The sequence below is a fragment of the Streptococcus mitis genome, from assembly GCF_000722765.2.
Classification (GTDB): domain Bacteria; phylum Bacillota; class Bacilli; order Lactobacillales; family Streptococcaceae; genus Streptococcus; species Streptococcus mitis_AQ.
The window spans coordinates 492,473-507,113 of sequence record NZ_CP028415.1 but is presented as its reverse complement, the minus strand read 5'-3'; the positions used below and the strand labels follow the sequence as shown (position 1 = coordinate 507,113).

Genomic DNA, 14,641 nt, shown 5'->3' with positions numbered 1-14,641 from the left:
CTTTCCTACTTAAAAAATGCTGTACCAATTCTGACAAATGTTGAGCCAAATTCAATCGCTTCCTTGTAGTCACGACTCATACCCATACTCAAGTCCGTCATTGGCATATTGGGAATTTGTTTTTCTCTAATTTCTAGTTGCAAATCCTGCGTAGCTTTAAAAATCTCTTTCAACTCATCACTACTAGCTTCAAAAGGAGCCATGGTCATCAAGCCGACATATTCAATTTTATCTAAGGTGGCCAATTCTGGCAAGAGCTCTAATAGTTCTTCCCTTGAAAAACCATGTTTGCTCTCTTCCCTTGAGATATTTACTTGTAAGAAACACTTAACAACTCGGTCACTTCTTTTTTGAATTTCCTCTGCTAGCTTTAATGAATCCAAAGCGTGGAAATAATCAACATACTGAATGACATCTTTGACCTTGCGTCTTTGCAAGGTTCCAATCAAATGCCAGGTAATATTTCTATCTTTTAAAGCTTCATATTTCTCAAGAAACTTATCCACACGATTTTCACCAATATGATGCACACCTAGCGGAAGCAAAGCCTCCGCTGTCGGTACGTCTACATATTTTGTAACAGCAACAACCGAAACAGAATTGGCTTCTCTTCCTGACTGCTGACTTGCATCTTTTATTTGTTGAAAAACACGTTCTGTATTTTCTTTCAAATTCATTTACTTAACGATTTTTGAAAAATGGAGGAGTGTCTAATTCATCCTCATCATGTAAAGATGGTGCTTCGAAACGTTCAACTGGTGATACAACTGAATCAGTCGGACGAACAATTGTCTCACGACGCAAGTCCCAATCACCAAATGCTGAAGTTTGAGAAGTTTCTGGACGGCGAGGTGCTGGACTTGGAATTTCTGCAGTTTCAGCCATATCAAACTGACGATTATGATTGTGTGCATGACTAGGACTTACTTGTTCATGACGAACAGCTTGTCTTGGTGCATGTCCCACAACTTTTTCAACACGATCTTGACGAACACCAGTTGCAACGACTGTAACACGGATTTCATCTTTCATGTTTTCATCGATTGATGTTCCAAGCCAGATGTTCACTCCTTGGCCAGCTGCTTGGTTGACAATTTCTGAAGCTTCTTCTGCTTCAATCAAAGTCAAGTCAAGTCCACCAGTAACGTTGACGATGACATCCTCTGCACCATCAATCGTTGTTTCAAGAAGTGGTGAGTAGATTGCTTTACGAGCTGCTTCTACCACACGTTCTTCTCCACTACCAATACCAATACCCATTAGGGCGTTCCCTTTATTTGCCATAACTGTTTTCACATCGGCAAAGTCAAGATTAATCAAACCAGGGTTTGTGATCAAATCCGTAATCCCTTGAACACCTTGGCGAAGTACGTTATCTGCTTCGCTAAGAGCTTCAAGAAGTGGCGTTTTCTTATCAACAATTTCAAGCAAGTTGTTGTTTGAAATAATCAATAGAGTATCTACATGTTCGCGAAGTTGATTGATTCCTTCAACAGCAAATTGTCCACGTTTGCTTCCTTCAAAACCAAAAGGACGTGTCACAACACCAACTGTAAGAGCACCTAGATCTTTAGCAATGCGGGCAATAACAGGAGCTGCACCAGTACCTGAGCCACCCCCCATACCTGCAGTAATGAAGACCATATCTGCTCCAGTAATAGCTTGAGTCAAGGCTTCTTCGCTTTCTTCAGCAGCCTTTTGACCAATTTCAGGTCGACCGCCAGCACCCAAACCACGAGTCAATTTAGGGCCTAACTGAATTACTGTCTCAGCTTTTGTACTACTCAAAGCTTGTACATCTGTGTTTGCTGCGATAAATTCTACGCCTGCAACACCTTCGTCAACCATGCGGTTAATGGCGTTACCACCACCTCCACCAACACCGATTACTTTAATAACTGCACCTTGAGCTGCTGCTGTATCAAATGAAAATGTCATAGTTTATTTTTCCTCTTTTATTCATCAAACATGCTTCCGATTAAGCCACGGAAACGATCTGCGATTTTTGGTTTATTTTGAGAAGATACTTTATCTTCTTTCGGAGCAACTACGTTCGTAGAAGCTGATTGCTCTACCTCAGTATTTTGAACTGGTTGAATAGGGGTCGGTTGTGCTACCTGCGTAACACGTTGAATCATCCCACCAAAATTAATGGGTTGGTGACGCAAAGTATCTTCACCCTTGACTGCTCTTTGTGCCAATAAATGCACTTCAGTCAATTGACCAGCAAATTCAGACAAGCTAATCACATGAGCAAAGGCAGGGTTACGAATTCCAACTTGATTTGGAACGTAAAGTTTGACACCAACACCAAAGACTTCCTGTGCAAGTTCTACAATACCTGGTAAAATAGCATTTCCACCAATCAGAACAATCCCACCTGGAAGATCCAACAAATGTCTTCTTTCCAACTCTTGTTTGATTTGTTCAAAAATGTGTTTAATGCGAGCTGAAATAATCTCTGCTAGGTAGCTTTCTGTAACTTCTACAGGCTCTACTTCACCAATCACTTCAACTTGGAAGGTTTCATTGCTAGCAAGTGATGGGTAGGCTTCACCATAGTTCAATTTCAATCCTTCAGCTAGTTTTTGTGAAGTCTTCAAGACTTTAGAGATATCTTTTGTGACATAATCTCCACCTTCTTGAAGAATATTTGTAAACTGGAGTTCTTGGTTACGGATTGTAGCAACAGTTGTTTGACCTGCTCCCATATCAATCACAGTAGCTCCAAATTCACGCTCTCCTTCGTTCAAGACTGAACGAACCAAAGCCAATGGTGAAATAATAATATTTTCAACTTGAACACCTGAGCGCTCAACTGTCTTGCGTAAATTGTGAAGAATAGTACGGGGACCTGTGTAAAGCAAACCACGCATTTCAAGACGAACCCCCATCATACCACGTGGGTCACGAATACCTTGGAAACCATCTACGATAAATTCTTCTGGAATAAAAGTAATGACTTCACGATCTGGTGTCATACTCTTTGTCAAGGCTGATTTAACAACATTTTCAACATCTTGATCTGTAATTTCTTTTGTATCAGATGTAACTGGAATCATACCTTGAGTTGGTTCTACTTGCAAAAGATTTCCAGGCAAACCAACATTTACTGATTTGATTGAAATGCCAGCTTTCTCTTCTGCTTGGGAAATAGCTGACTTGATAGCAGTTGCTGCTGCTTCAATATCAACGATAATCCCATCCTTTACACCTTTACTCTTGGCATTACTTACACCAATTACATTAAGTTCACCATTTCTAAGCTCGGCAACCAATACTTTAATCGAATTAGTTCCGATATCTAAGCCTGTAAAAAAACCATCTCTAGCCATTACATCGCATCCTCTCTCTTCCAAGTTTCAAACTTCTATTCAATATAGCTAAAATAGGGCATAGCTATTCACAGAATATTATAACACAAAAAATCCAATCGTGCTTAGTTTTTCCTAAATTTACTTACCATTTTTTCACATTCGCTCATCAAATTTTTTTATTTTCCAAACAAGTTATAAAAAATCAGATTTATGAAAAAAAGAAAGCTCATTTCTAAGCTTTCTTTGCAATCATTTTTTCTGCTTCTTGTTCTAAAAATAGTTCCAAGATTTTCTTTGTTAACGTAATCGCTGCTGATAAGGCCAGGGAAACGATTAAATAATTAGCTACTAAGCCATGATCTCCAACCAATGGTGGTTTTGTCAAGAATCCGTAATCTCCGCCTGTTACTAAATTGACCACAAAAATCAAGGCATTTAGTGCAAAAGTCATGAGAAAAATTCCCTTCACATCCAGCAATCGCGCGTTATACTGTCTCAATAGATAAACTAGAGAGTTCCCCAAGAGAGCTAAGTGGCCAAAGATAAAGGATAAAATGGCAATATGTGGGAATGGATAAGGATCTGGCACTGGATAAACAAAGGCTGCTAATGTCCCAAATGTTCCTAGTAATGCAAAATACTGCCGATATTTGGACTGACCAGGAAGCAAAAGCACCACAAACATAGCCATACGGCAATGGTAAAAGGGTAAGCTTTCTGACAATGGCATATGATTAACCCCGTACCATCCATAAAGAAGGATTAACTGAACGGCCTGCAAGATTTGGAAAAATCGTTGGTAACCCTTCTTTTCACGATAACGATAGGCTGTATAAAAGGTCAAGGCCAAGAGTGTAAATATACTGACATACCAAAAAAGGTCAAATTTGGGTGGCTCTGTTGCTTGGGTCGTAAAGAAAATATCCCATAAATTCATCTAGTCTTCCTCATGATTCAAAATTTTCCTGCATTTTATTATACCATGCTATTTGTCAAAAATGGATTTAGAAATACGTAAATGTTTGACAAAATCACTTAGCTTCATTTTCTAAACTTTCTACTAACTTGGCTAGATTCATAGAGTTGGAGCCTTTGAGCAGGATTTGATCATGGACTCCAAGGCTTTCTTTGACCTGCTTGACTAGGTCTTCAAATTGGTCTTGGTCTTCTGTTTTCTTGAAGTAGTAAACGTGGCCGATTGGGAACATTTGACTAGCCAATTGGGCTAATTCAGCAATGTCTTCTCCATAGAAAATAACGGTATCCAGCACATCTGGCGAGAGGCTCAAAATCATCTGGTTATGGAGCTGAACAGACTGGTCACCGAGTTCCTTCATGTCCGCTAAGACAGCGATTTTTTTGCCACCTTCGTTGGCTGGAATAGCCGAAAAAGTCTCTAAAATCAGCTTCATAGCAGTTGGATTGGCATTGTAAACATCTGATAGAATATCTGCACCATTGGCTGCTTTCTTCCACTCAGTACGGTTACGCGTCAATTCAAGATTTTGGAAGGCCTGACGAATTTGCTCCTCTGAAACTCCTTCTTGCAGGGCAACATAGGATGCAATCATGGCATTAGTAGAATTGTACTTACCAGTCACTGGCAAATCAAGGGCTTGTTCCAAGAAATTAGCCTTAAAGGTCAGACTGTCCTTGCGCTCAATCAAGTCTGTGATTTCCAGCTCTGCTCCTTGCCCAAAACGAACCACCTTTTTATCAGCTGGCAAGTAGTCCTCTACAATAGAGTCAGCCGGTGCCAAAAGCAAAGAACCCGATGCCATACCATCTGCAATTTGCATTTTTCCTTTAGCAATTTCTGAACGGTCTTTGAAAAAGGCCAAATGGGCTTCTCCAACCAAGGTCACGATGGCTGTTTTTGGATGAGCCAATTCTGACAAGAGATGAATATCTCCCAAGTGATCCTGTCCCATCTCCAAGACCAACTTTTCTGTTCCTTCAGGCATGTGGAGAACTGTGTAGGGAAGGCCAATCTCGTTATTGTAGTTTCCTTGTGTTTTGTAGGTCTTGTAGGTTGTTGATAGCAAGTGAGCTAACATATCCTTGGTCGTCGTCTTGCCATTTGAACCTGTGACAGCAAAGACATCGACTCCCGTTTTTTCTATATAGTAGGCTGCGAGGGTTTGAAAGGCAGTCAAGACATTATCTACTAGAATATAGGGATGATTTGCAACCTCTTTCTCAGACAGGGTTACAGCAGCGCCATTTTCAAAAGCTGTTTCGATAAAGTCATGACCGTCACGCGCACCTTTGAGGGGGACAAATAAATCCCCTGCCGCAATCAAACGACTGTCAAACTCAGCTTTCTCTAACTGGGCGTCCTCAAAGATGCTGATATCATTTTTAGCTCCTACAACTTGGGCCACTTCATGGATGGTTAATTTCATTTCTACTCCTTTAAAAAGGGTCGAAGCTCGAGAACTCTAATCACCTTGCAGTGATGGTTCTGGCTCCTACCCTCTCTTTCATTTTATAGCAAATGCGCTTCGTGCTTGTCAAAACTTTCTTTAGCAAGATCAACCAAATGCTCGATTAGGTCTGGGTAGCTGATTCCCATATTGTCCCAAAGTAGTGGATACATAGACCACTGGGTGAAACCTGGCATGGTATTGAGCTCGTTTAGGAAAATCTCTCCCTTGTCTGTATAGAAGAAATCGCAACGAGAGAGACCGAGGCCACCAATGGCACGGAAGGCTGTTTCTGCATTCTGACGCATGACAGCTACCACATCATCACTGATTTTAGCTGGGATATCCATGGTAATCTTGTTGTCAATATACTTGGCATCGTAGTCATAGAAGGCAACATCCTTGACAACTTCTCCTGGCAACGTGCTCTTGACATCGTAGTTGCCCAAGAGACCAACCTCGATTTCACGGGCATTTACCCCTTGCTCTACCAAGACACGGCTGTCATATTGGAAGGCAAGTTTCAAGGCTTGACGAAGTTCCTCTTGATTTTCAGACTTAGAAATACCGACACTTGACCCCATGTTTGATGGTTTTGTGAAGACTGGATAAGTCAATTTTTCTTCAACTTCGGCAATTTTAGCAGTCACATCATCACCTTCGACAATGGCCACATAAGGAACTTGAGCAATCCCGACAGATTCTAAGACACGCTTAGTGGTGATTTTATCCATAGCAAGACTAGATGACAAGATATTACAACCAACGTAAGGCATTTTCAAAACTTCCAAGAATCCTTGAACTGAGCCATCCTCTCCCATCGGACCGTGAAGGACTGGGAAGACTACTGCACCATCTTCGTAGATAGCACTTGGTGCAACTTGCTTATCCCAATCAATGGTCTCATTTGTCATGAGACGGTCTTCTTGACCTGGGGTCTGACTAAATTCCTGTGTTTTGATAAAGTCACCTGACTGGCTAATGAAGAAAGTCTTGACTGTGAAACGATCGTAGTTGACCGCACGCATGACACTTTCAGCTGAAAGGACAGAGACTTCACGCTCTGCACTACGTCCACCGTATAAAAGAATAATCGTTTGTTTCATATTATCTGTTCCAATTCTAATAGAATACTCATTCTTTAGTATATCATATTTGCTTCTTTTTTGAAACTTGAACCTGATACTGGTCTTCAATAAATCTAAAAAGAGACCGATAAAACAACTGTCGGTCTCCTCGATTTTTTAAATAAATGAATGGAGTGTGTTCATTTGTCTCCACTTACAACTCTGTCCGATTTTCAATGGCTCGTAAGAGTGTAACTTCATCCGCATACTCAATGTCCGCTCCCACAGCTAGACCTCGTGCTAGACGCGTAACCTTGATACCAGCTGGCTTGAGCAAGCGTGAAAGATACATGGATGTCGCTTCACCATCTGCTGTAGCATTGGTCGCCACAATCACTTCTGAAACTTCACTATCCATCAGACGAGTCATGAGGCTCTTGAGATTGATATCATCTGGACTGATACCATTCATGGGAGAAATGAGTCCATGTAAAACATGATAGAGTCCATGGTATTCTTGGATATTCTCCATGGCTGCCACATCGCGACTATCCTCTAACACCAAAATTGTCGTCTGGTCACGAGTCGGATCGGTACAGATAGAGCACGGATCGTCATCAGTCAGGCGACCGCAGATGGAACAGTAGGTCAGCTCTCTCTTAGCAGAAAGGAGATTTTTAGCAAATTCATTGACATCGTCATCAGACATCCCAATCGTATAAAAGGCCAGACGTGTAGCCGTCTTAATCCCGATACCCGGTAACTTAGAATAACTGTCAATTAGCTTAGCAATAGGTGTTGGATAAAGCATATGTTCCTTTCTAATTCATTGGATGATGTTGGTTATAGAGGTTGATAATATCGCGCGCAATGGAAGGTCCGACACCATTTGTAAGGTTGGTGTTATGAGGGAAGACAACAGCTACAGCGATTTGAGGATTATCTGATGGTGCATAGGCCACAGCATTGGTATTGTTAGCTTCTTGACCACCCTCAACATAACTTTCGGCAGTACCTGTTTTACCACTAATGGAAACTGCTGCTCCATTTGAAAAGGCACGACCGGTTGTCAAAGCACTCCCTCCGTGAGAAACTTGATAAAAACCTTGTTGGAGGATGGAAACATCAGACTCAGAAATATTAATTTTATTCATTTCCTTGGTTTCAACAGATTGGATTAAGTCCCCTAAGCCTCCTTGTTCATTGTTTCCATAAATCCCCTCGACAATGTGAGGTGCAATCCTAACACCGTTGTTGGCAATAGTTCCAACGTACTGGGCCAATTGCAGTGGGGTGTAGTTATCAAACTGACCAAATGCATTGGTAATGTAATTAGCGAAATTATACTCTTTTGGTATAAAACCAGTTGACTCATCTGGAAGGTCAATGCCTGTTGAGGCTCCAAGACCATATTCCGCAAATGTCGAACGAAGTTTCCCCATAGCGGATTCTAAATTGTTAGTTAAAACAAACATATTGGGTTGATAGGTCTGACCCATAATGCCCAAAGCCGTTTGAACCATATAGGTATTAGAAGAATACTCCAAGGCTTCCACCGCTGTAATCGGGAATGAACCGTAGGCCTGAGTGTACCAAGAATTAATCGGAGCTGAACCTTGGAAGACAATCGGTTGGTCTGTCAAGGTCTGGTTCCCTGACAAGACTCCATTTTCCCAACCTGAGCTGATGGTCGCTGCCTTGACAACAGAACCCGGGACAAAGACATCGGTTACTGTTCCCAAGGAATCAGGTGTTAAATCTCCCGTTTTCAAGTCATGTTTGAGTCCTGACATAGACAAAACCGCACCTGTTTTTGGGTTTAGAGCAACTGCATACACACCTTCCGAATACTTGGCCCCTCCATTTCCTAGCTCGGAATTGAAGTAACTCTTAAGCAGATTGTCCACGCTATCTTGGAAGGACAAATCAATAGTCAGTTTAATATTGTTTCCTTTGGTACCATCTTCGATATTTTCGACACTTTCCATGTTGCCGTACTTATCTAGATGGATTTCTTTCACCGAGCGTTTCCCTTGCAAGGTTTCTTCATATTGTTTTTCTAGATAAGAGGTTCCAACACGGTCGTTTAGAGAATAACCTTTTTTGATATAAGCCTCTGCTTCTTCAGCTGGAAGACCAGCTTTTTCACTAGATACACTACCTACTATAGAAGAAAGTGAGGTATCTAGAACCTTTCGATCCCATGAAGTTGAAATACTGATACCAGGTAAATTCTTAGAAGCCGAAGCAATTAATGCAATCTGTGTATCTGTCAAGGAATCTGTCGCAATGGTTCCTGTCGCAAAATTTTCAACTGCATTGAGTTGGCTAAAAAGATAAATTTCTTTCTTTTCGTCATCCGAGTAGGACAATTGACTTGGATCGATACTTTCAACAGTATTATTGTAAAGTTCGGATTCAGATAATTGATTGCCATCAGAATCAAGGCGCTTATCACTTGGTAAACTTTCCACTGCTTTCTTATAAACATCTTGATCTGCTAGATAATAGTCCGCCAACTGTCGGTCAGTCAATGTTGGAGAAGAAACTCCCACATAAGCCAACAACTTCTTAGCTGTTTCTTTTAAATCTGCAGCCGTCATTTTGTTGTTTCGAGTAAAGGAAACAACTTGTTTCACAGTATTTTCAACTAAGGGCTTGCCGCTGGCATCATAAATTTCTCCCCGAGCCGAACTAGTGGTCACCTTTGTTTTACTAGCCGATGCTAATTTTGTCTCATAAAAATCCTTGTTCAAAACCTGCATATAAAGCAGGCGACCAATAATAGCCATAAAAAGCAAAATAACAATTAAAAACAATAAATTAAGCCGAATCGGAATCGAATGGCTATCAAATTTTCTCATACAAATCAGTCTCATTTCTATTTAAAATCTTACTCTTCATTGTACCACAATTTGAGAAGAAAATTATGGAAAAGGAAAAAGCTTTTTTCCCTTTTTACGGGAAAATACGATTTTATTTATCTATCTCTATATTATATGATATAATGAATGTAAAAGTTCGATGACCCGGTCTTTTTCCAATACGACTCATTTAAAGGAGCCTTCCCTATGGACAAACCAGATATAACAACCCTCATTGATTCCCACTTCGAAGAAATGACAGACCTAGAGCAAGAAATTGCTCGCTATTTTTTGCAAACTGAGACAATCGAGGATGATTTATCTTCTCAGCAGGTCACTCAAAAATTACATATCTCTCAAGCCGCACTGACCCGCTTTGCTAAAAAGTGTGGTTTTACAGGTTATCGAGAATTTATTTTCCAATACCAACACCAAGCAGATAATCAAGCTAGCCAACATCCCGACCACAGCCCCCTGACAAAACGAGTTCTTAGAAGCTACAATCACATGCGGGAACAAACACAGGACTTGATTGACGAAAAACAACTTGAACGAATCGCCCAGTTAATCGAAGATGCTGATCGTGTCTACTTCTTTGGAACAGGTAGTTCTGGCCTTGTCGCTCGTGAAATGAAATTGCGCTTTATGCGTCTAGGTGTGGTCTGCGAGGCCTTGACTGATCAAGACGGCTTTGCTTGGACAACCAGTATTATGGATGAAAATTGTCTCGTACTCGGTTTCTCACTTTCTGGCACAACACCTTCTATTTTAGATAGTCTATTAGACGCTAAGGAGATGGGGGCAAAGACTGTACTCTTTACAAGTGTTCCCAATAAAGATAGTCAGACCTATACAGAAACCGTTCTTGTTGCTAGCCACAGTCAGCCTTCCTACATTCAACGTATATCTGCTCAACTTCCTATGCTCTTCTTTATCGATTTGATTTATGCCTATTTTTTGGAAATCAATCGTGAAAGCAAGGAGAAAATCTTTAATAGCTATTGGGAAAATAAGAAACTCAATGGCTATCGTAGACAAAAACGTGTAAGAAAATCCTAGTTTGGCTGAGCCAAACTAGGATTTTTATTCATCACTAAACATACATCTTCTAGATTATGAATTAGTCATATCTCGACTTAGTCTTGAATAATTTCATGTAATCACTTTTTGAAGGAAGTAAATAAGCAAGTCTGACGGTATCCTCAACAATTGTATATAATACAATATAATCCTTACTCAAGGCCAATCCTCGCGTTTGGTAGCGAGGGTCTAATTTCTTACCAAATTTTTCATCGGCATCAAATCCAGCTTGGGGGAAAATTTCTAGACGATTAATATCTTTTCTGATACTCGCCACTTTTCGTCTCGCAGACTCTACAGAACCGATTTCCTCTGCTATATACTGATATATTTTATCCAAACTATCAATCACTCTAGGAGAATACAAAATCCTATATTTTTTATAATCCATAGCGTGTCACAACATCCTCATCTGTCAAGTAATTCCCAGCCTCAATCTTAGCATAACTTTCTTGAACTTCTGCTTGTAATTGTCTAAATAAATACTCCTTCTCCAATTCCTCTTCACTAAGTAAATCTACTTCATTTGTTACGGCAACATTCTTTAAAAATAATCTAAGTGCCGATGAAAGAGAGAGATTTTTTTCTTTTAACACTTCCATGGCATCATTTACTAATTCTCTATTAGCTTGGAAGGTCACAACTTTACTTGAATTTGCTATAGCCATTTTATATAATTCCTTTATGTATTTTATTTATTGTATCATAATTATAAAGAAAGTCAAGGGAACTTGATTAGAAAATCCTAGTTTGGTTAAACCAAACTAGGATTGTTTTGTTTTAAAATGATAATAAGCACCCAACATACCTGCTGTATTTTGATGATGGGCGAATTCTAATCGTGTTTTTTCAGCTAGGCTTGGCACCAAGGCATCTTTCAAAGCTGTACGGATCTTGGGTTTGAGGATAGCCTCTTGTCCCATGATACCGCCACCGAGAATGACTACTTCTGGATTGACCACATAGCAAATATTAGCCAGACCTTTCCCAAGGTAATCTACCATGCGGTCAATACCAGCCATACAGATTTTGTTTCCTTCAGTGGCTTCCTTAAAGATGCGTCGGCCATTCCACTGATCAACATCTTCTCCATGTGCTTCAGCTACATATTTCACTAAAGCTGTTGTAGAAGCCAAATCTTGGAACGCTCCATCCTGCATATGCATATAACCCACTTCACAGGCTGAATTGCTAAATCCATGGAAGACTTTCCCATCCATAATCAAACAACCACCGATACCGGTTCCAATAGTCAGGCAAAGGGTGACACTCGCTCCCTTACCTGAACCAGATACCGCTTCAGCAAGACCTGCACAGTTGACATCATTTTCAATTTCACAAGGAATCGCAAAGCTAGTCTCGATTTCCTTCTTGAATTGGGTGCCTGCATAATTAGGAATCTGAGGCCCAGCATAGAAAATTTCACCCTTGTCAGGATCTACCATCCCTGCAGAAGAAATAGCAACACCTGCTACTGGACCTTTTTCTAAATAGCTGGCTACGATATCTTTGGTCTTTTGTAAGATATGAGGTCCACCTTTATGCGCCTCTGTTGGCATTTCATGCGATTCAACAAGTTGGCCTTCTTGGTCAATCAAACCATATTTGATATTGGTTCCACCGATATCAATTGCAACGTAGTGTGTCATAAATACCTCCTTATAGATTAGAGGAAGCGCTCCTTAGTTTCGCGAATCAAGGCTGCAGCTGCTTCTACAACTGGGCGATCTTCTTCAGTCACGGGTGTCAATGGTGAACGAACAGAACCAATGTTCAAGCCTTCATTGATCTTCAAGACTTCCTTAATCACACCGTACATATTTCCATGTGCAGCAGTCAATTTACCAATGATTGCATTGATAGCATATTGCAATTCACGCGCTGTTTCCAAGTCTTTACCCGCAATCAACTGATTGAGTTTCAAGAAGAGTTCTGGCATCGCACCATAAGTACCACCGATACCAGCTTTTGCTCCCATAAGGCGGCCACCTAGGAACTGTTCATCTGGACCGTTAAAGACGATATGGTCTTCCCCACCAAGGCTGACAAAGGTTTGGATATCTTGGACTGGCATAGAAGAGTTCTTAACACCGATAACACGAGGATTTTTCAACATTTCTGTGTAAAGGCTTGGAGTCAAAGCAACACCTGCCAGTTGAGGAATGTTATAAATCACGTAGTCTGTATTTGGAGCTGCAGAACTAATATCGTTCCAGTATTTGGCAACTGAGTATTCTGGCAAGCGGAAGTAAATTGGTGGAATTGTTGCAATGGCATCTACACCCAAGCTTTCTGCGTGGCGAGCCAGTTCCATACTATCCTTGGTATTGTTGCAAGCAACATGGGCAATAATAGTCAACTTACCTTTGGCAACTGCCATGACTTCTTCCAAGATTAACTTGCGGTCTTCAACACTTTGGTAGATACATTCACCAGAAGAACCATTGACATAAAGACCTTGAACACCTTTATCAATGAAGTATTGAACCAAGGCACGCGTACGCTCTGGACTTACTTCTCCTTGATCATCATAACATGCGTAGAAGGCTGGAATGACACCTTCGTATTTTTTTAAATCTGACATAGATTTTCTCCTAAGATTTCTTTTTTTCTGCTAAAAGCAGGATTTATTCTTTACGTGTTTAGTATACACCTTGTAAAAAACGCTTTCAACATCTTGTGTATACTTAGATTTTAGTTTCGATATGAATTTTGAAATGTTTATGGCTTGAAAGTAGTTTCAGAAACAAGCCATCCTATTGGTATTTTGCGAAAATTTTCTCCATCAATCCAGTCTGGAGAAATACCAAGAGCCCAAACCCAAAAAGCAGGAAGGCTGAGCCACCTAAAAGTAAACTGAAGGCGGACAGATAAAGAACCATCACAATGAGAAAGAGAATAACTAACATGAGGAAGAACCAAGGAAAGTTAAAACTTGCCAAGATAAGTCCTTTTTGTAGCACTTCTTTCCAAGTCAAATCATATCGCGCAGCTATGGGATAGCTAGCCAACATCACGATAGTGAGGAAGATAAGAACGCCTAGACAAATAGCTTTTACCATTTGGAAAGGCATAGCTGTCTGCCCCCAGAAGAGATAGAGGTCTAGAAGGCTTAATAAGATGATACCCAACTCAAGCAGACCTAACTGAAGACCCAGCTTCAGATTTTGCTTGAAAGCTCTTAGATAGATTTTAAAGACAGGCACACGTCTGCTCTTCTTAATCTCAAACATAGTCTCGTAGAGACTAATTTTAGCCACTCCAATCGTCACGATGGGCAAACAAGAGACGACAAAAAGAAGATTGGCTGTCACGATATCCAAGACCTTCTCACTAAAACGCATGAGAAAGTTATCTGTATCAAATGCTGCCTTGATAAGGCTTACTCCTTTTTGTGCCATGTTTGCTCCTCCTGATTTTTTAATCAATCAAAATTTTAAAGAGATATTTGCGAACCTTCTTTTCCATCCCTGCGTAGCCATTTGGCTGATGTGGTTCTCCTGGGAAGAAAATCGCAAAATTGTGATAACCCAACAAGAGTGGGTAGTGTTCATGACAATGCACAAAGCCAATGTCACTCGCTTCGTCGAATGCTACTGCTTCATCTTTGATACGTGAACCGTGACTCGAATATTCATGTCCTTCTACCAGCAAATGCAAGTCTGCATAGTTCTTATGATGTTCAAACTGGTCATTTTCAGCTTGATTGAGGACATTTTCTTGAACAACTAGAAAGACTTTATCTCCATCAATCTCATACTTTCCTAGTTCAAATGAATCTTTACGGTGTTGGTAGAGATAGTCAATGGCCTTGTCTAGATTGGGATGAATCCCTTTGTAAAAGGTAATATTTTTCAAATCGTCAAAAATCATACTGTTTCCTTCGT

At 40.5% G+C, this 14,641-nt stretch carries 15 protein-coding genes; 1 reads left to right on the top strand and 14 read right to left on the bottom strand.

Translation table 11 applies throughout. The features are described from left to right. Positions 1-5: 5 nt before the first annotated feature. The 8 genes from SK637_RS02815 to pbp2b all read right to left on the bottom strand — a co-directional run bounded on the left by SK637_RS02815 (position 6) and on the right by pbp2b (position 9,689). Complete coding sequence (locus tag SK637_RS02815; protein ID WP_004261850.1) at positions 6-677, bottom strand: YggS family pyridoxal phosphate-dependent enzyme; 672 nt, start codon at positions 675-677, stop codon at positions 6-8. A 4-nt stretch (positions 678-681) separates the two neighbouring features. Next, the gene (ftsZ, locus tag SK637_RS02810) at positions 682-1,938 is read right to left on the bottom strand and encodes a cell division protein FtsZ (RefSeq protein WP_033688314.1); all 1,257 of its coding nucleotides are present in this window, start codon (positions 1,936-1,938) and stop codon (positions 682-684) included. Positions 1,939-1,955: 17 nt separating this feature from the next. Then, complete coding sequence (gene ftsA, locus SK637_RS02805; protein ID WP_033688313.1) at positions 1,956-3,335, bottom strand: cell division protein FtsA; 1,380 nt, start codon at positions 3,333-3,335, stop codon at positions 1,956-1,958. Positions 3,336-3,549: 214 nt separating this feature from the next. Further along, on the bottom strand, positions 3,550-4,254 hold the full coding sequence (locus SK637_RS02800) for a YwaF family protein (RefSeq protein WP_033688311.1): 705 nt from the start codon (positions 4,252-4,254) through the stop codon (positions 3,550-3,552). Positions 4,255-4,348: 94 nt separating this feature from the next. Further along, complete coding sequence (locus SK637_RS02795) at positions 4,349-5,722, bottom strand: UDP-N-acetylmuramoyl-tripeptide--D-alanyl-D-alanine ligase (RefSeq protein ID WP_033688304.1); 1,374 nt, start codon at positions 5,720-5,722, stop codon at positions 4,349-4,351. Between the two features lie 83 nt (positions 5,723-5,805). Next, complete coding sequence (locus SK637_RS02790; RefSeq protein WP_033688303.1) at positions 5,806-6,849, bottom strand: D-alanine--D-alanine ligase; 1,044 nt, start codon at positions 6,847-6,849, stop codon at positions 5,806-5,808. A 175-nt stretch (positions 6,850-7,024) separates the two neighbouring features. Next, positions 7,025-7,621, bottom strand: coding sequence for a recombination mediator RecR (gene recR, locus SK637_RS02785; protein ID WP_000966754.1), 597 nt, complete (start codon positions 7,619-7,621; stop codon positions 7,025-7,027). A 10-nt stretch (positions 7,622-7,631) separates the two neighbouring features. After that, positions 7,632-9,689 (bottom strand): penicillin-binding protein PBP2B, encoded by a 2,058-nt coding sequence (gene pbp2b / locus SK637_RS02780; RefSeq protein WP_080710461.1) that lies wholly within the window; start codon positions 9,687-9,689, stop codon positions 7,632-7,634. A 192-nt stretch (positions 9,690-9,881) separates the two neighbouring features. On the opposite strand from pbp2b, the gene SK637_RS02775 reads away from it, so the two are divergent. Further along, positions 9,882-10,733, top strand: a complete 852-nt coding sequence (locus SK637_RS02775; protein ID WP_033688299.1) for a MurR/RpiR family transcriptional regulator — start codon at positions 9,882-9,884, stop codon at positions 10,731-10,733. 61 nt (positions 10,734-10,794) lie between these two features. On the opposite strand, the gene SK637_RS02770 is transcribed toward SK637_RS02775, so the two are convergent. From SK637_RS02770 to SK637_RS02745, 6 genes are all read right to left on the bottom strand, one after another. After that, entirely contained in the window at positions 10,795-11,145 is a 351-nt protein-coding gene (locus SK637_RS02770) for a type II toxin-antitoxin system RelE/ParE family toxin (protein WP_000384865.1), read from the bottom strand. Then, positions 11,135-11,422, bottom strand: a complete 288-nt coding sequence (gene relB, locus SK637_RS02765) for a type II toxin-antitoxin system RelB/ParD family antitoxin (protein ID WP_020901685.1) — start codon at positions 11,420-11,422, stop codon at positions 11,135-11,137. Before relB ends, SK637_RS02770 begins: the two co-directional genes overlap by 11 nt. Before the next feature lie 96 nt (positions 11,423-11,518). Continuing rightward, a complete protein-coding gene (locus SK637_RS02760; RefSeq protein ID WP_033688298.1) occupies positions 11,519-12,403 on the bottom strand; it encodes an ROK family protein in 885 nt (294 codons plus the stop codon). Positions 12,404-12,420: 17 nt separating this feature from the next. Further along, positions 12,421-13,338, bottom strand: coding sequence for a dihydrodipicolinate synthase family protein (locus SK637_RS02755; protein ID WP_033688296.1), 918 nt, complete (start codon positions 13,336-13,338; stop codon positions 12,421-12,423). Positions 13,339-13,510: 172 nt separating this feature from the next. Next, entirely contained in the window at positions 13,511-14,155 is a 645-nt protein-coding gene (locus tag SK637_RS02750) for a DUF624 domain-containing protein (RefSeq protein WP_000057475.1), read from the bottom strand. Positions 14,156-14,174: 19 nt separating this feature from the next. Beyond that, positions 14,175-14,627 (bottom strand): NanQ anomerase/TabA/YiaL family protein, encoded by a 453-nt coding sequence (locus tag SK637_RS02745; RefSeq protein WP_033688295.1) that lies wholly within the window; start codon positions 14,625-14,627, stop codon positions 14,175-14,177. Between the last annotated feature and the right edge of the window lie 14 nt (positions 14,628-14,641).

Coding starts and splice junctions, on each gene's coding strand:
- SK637_RS02815 (WP_004261850.1), bottom strand. CDS start 677: ATGAATTTGAAAGAAAATACAGAACGTGTTTTTCAACAAATAAAAGAT.
- ftsZ (WP_033688314.1), bottom strand. CDS start 1,938: ATGACATTTTCATTTGATACAGCAGCAGCTCAAGGTGCAGTTATTAAA.
- ftsA (WP_033688313.1), bottom strand. CDS start 3,335: ATGGCTAGAGATGGTTTTTTTACAGGCTTAGATATCGGAACTAATTCG.
- SK637_RS02800 (WP_033688311.1), bottom strand. CDS start 4,254: ATGAATTTATGGGATATTTTCTTTACGACCCAAGCAACAGAGCCACCC.
- SK637_RS02795 (WP_033688304.1), bottom strand. CDS start 5,722: ATGAAATTAACCATCCATGAAGTGGCCCAAGTTGTAGGAGCTAAAAAT.
- SK637_RS02790 (WP_033688303.1), bottom strand. CDS start 6,849: ATGAAACAAACGATTATTCTTTTATACGGTGGACGTAGTGCAGAGCGT.
- recR (WP_000966754.1), bottom strand. CDS start 7,621: ATGCTTTATCCAACACCTATTGCTAAGCTAATTGACAGTTATTCTAAG.
- pbp2b (WP_080710461.1), bottom strand. CDS start 9,689: ATGAGACTGATTTGTATGAGAAAATTTGATAGCCATTCGATTCCGATT.
- SK637_RS02775 (WP_033688299.1), top strand. CDS start 9,882: ATGGACAAACCAGATATAACAACCCTCATTGATTCCCACTTCGAAGAA.
- SK637_RS02770 (WP_000384865.1), bottom strand. CDS start 11,145: ATGGATTATAAAAAATATAGGATTTTGTATTCTCCTAGAGTGATTGAT.
- relB (WP_020901685.1), bottom strand. CDS start 11,422: ATGGCTATAGCAAATTCAAGTAAAGTTGTGACCTTCCAAGCTAATAGA.
- SK637_RS02760 (WP_033688298.1), bottom strand. CDS start 12,403: ATGACACACTACGTTGCAATTGATATCGGTGGAACCAATATCAAATAT.
- SK637_RS02755 (WP_033688296.1), bottom strand. CDS start 13,338: ATGTCAGATTTAAAAAAATACGAAGGTGTCATTCCAGCCTTCTACGCA.
- SK637_RS02750 (WP_000057475.1), bottom strand. CDS start 14,155: ATGGCACAAAAAGGAGTAAGCCTTATCAAGGCAGCATTTGATACAGAT.
- SK637_RS02745 (WP_033688295.1), bottom strand. CDS start 14,627: ATGATTTTTGACGATTTGAAAAATATTACCTTTTACAAAGGGATTCAT.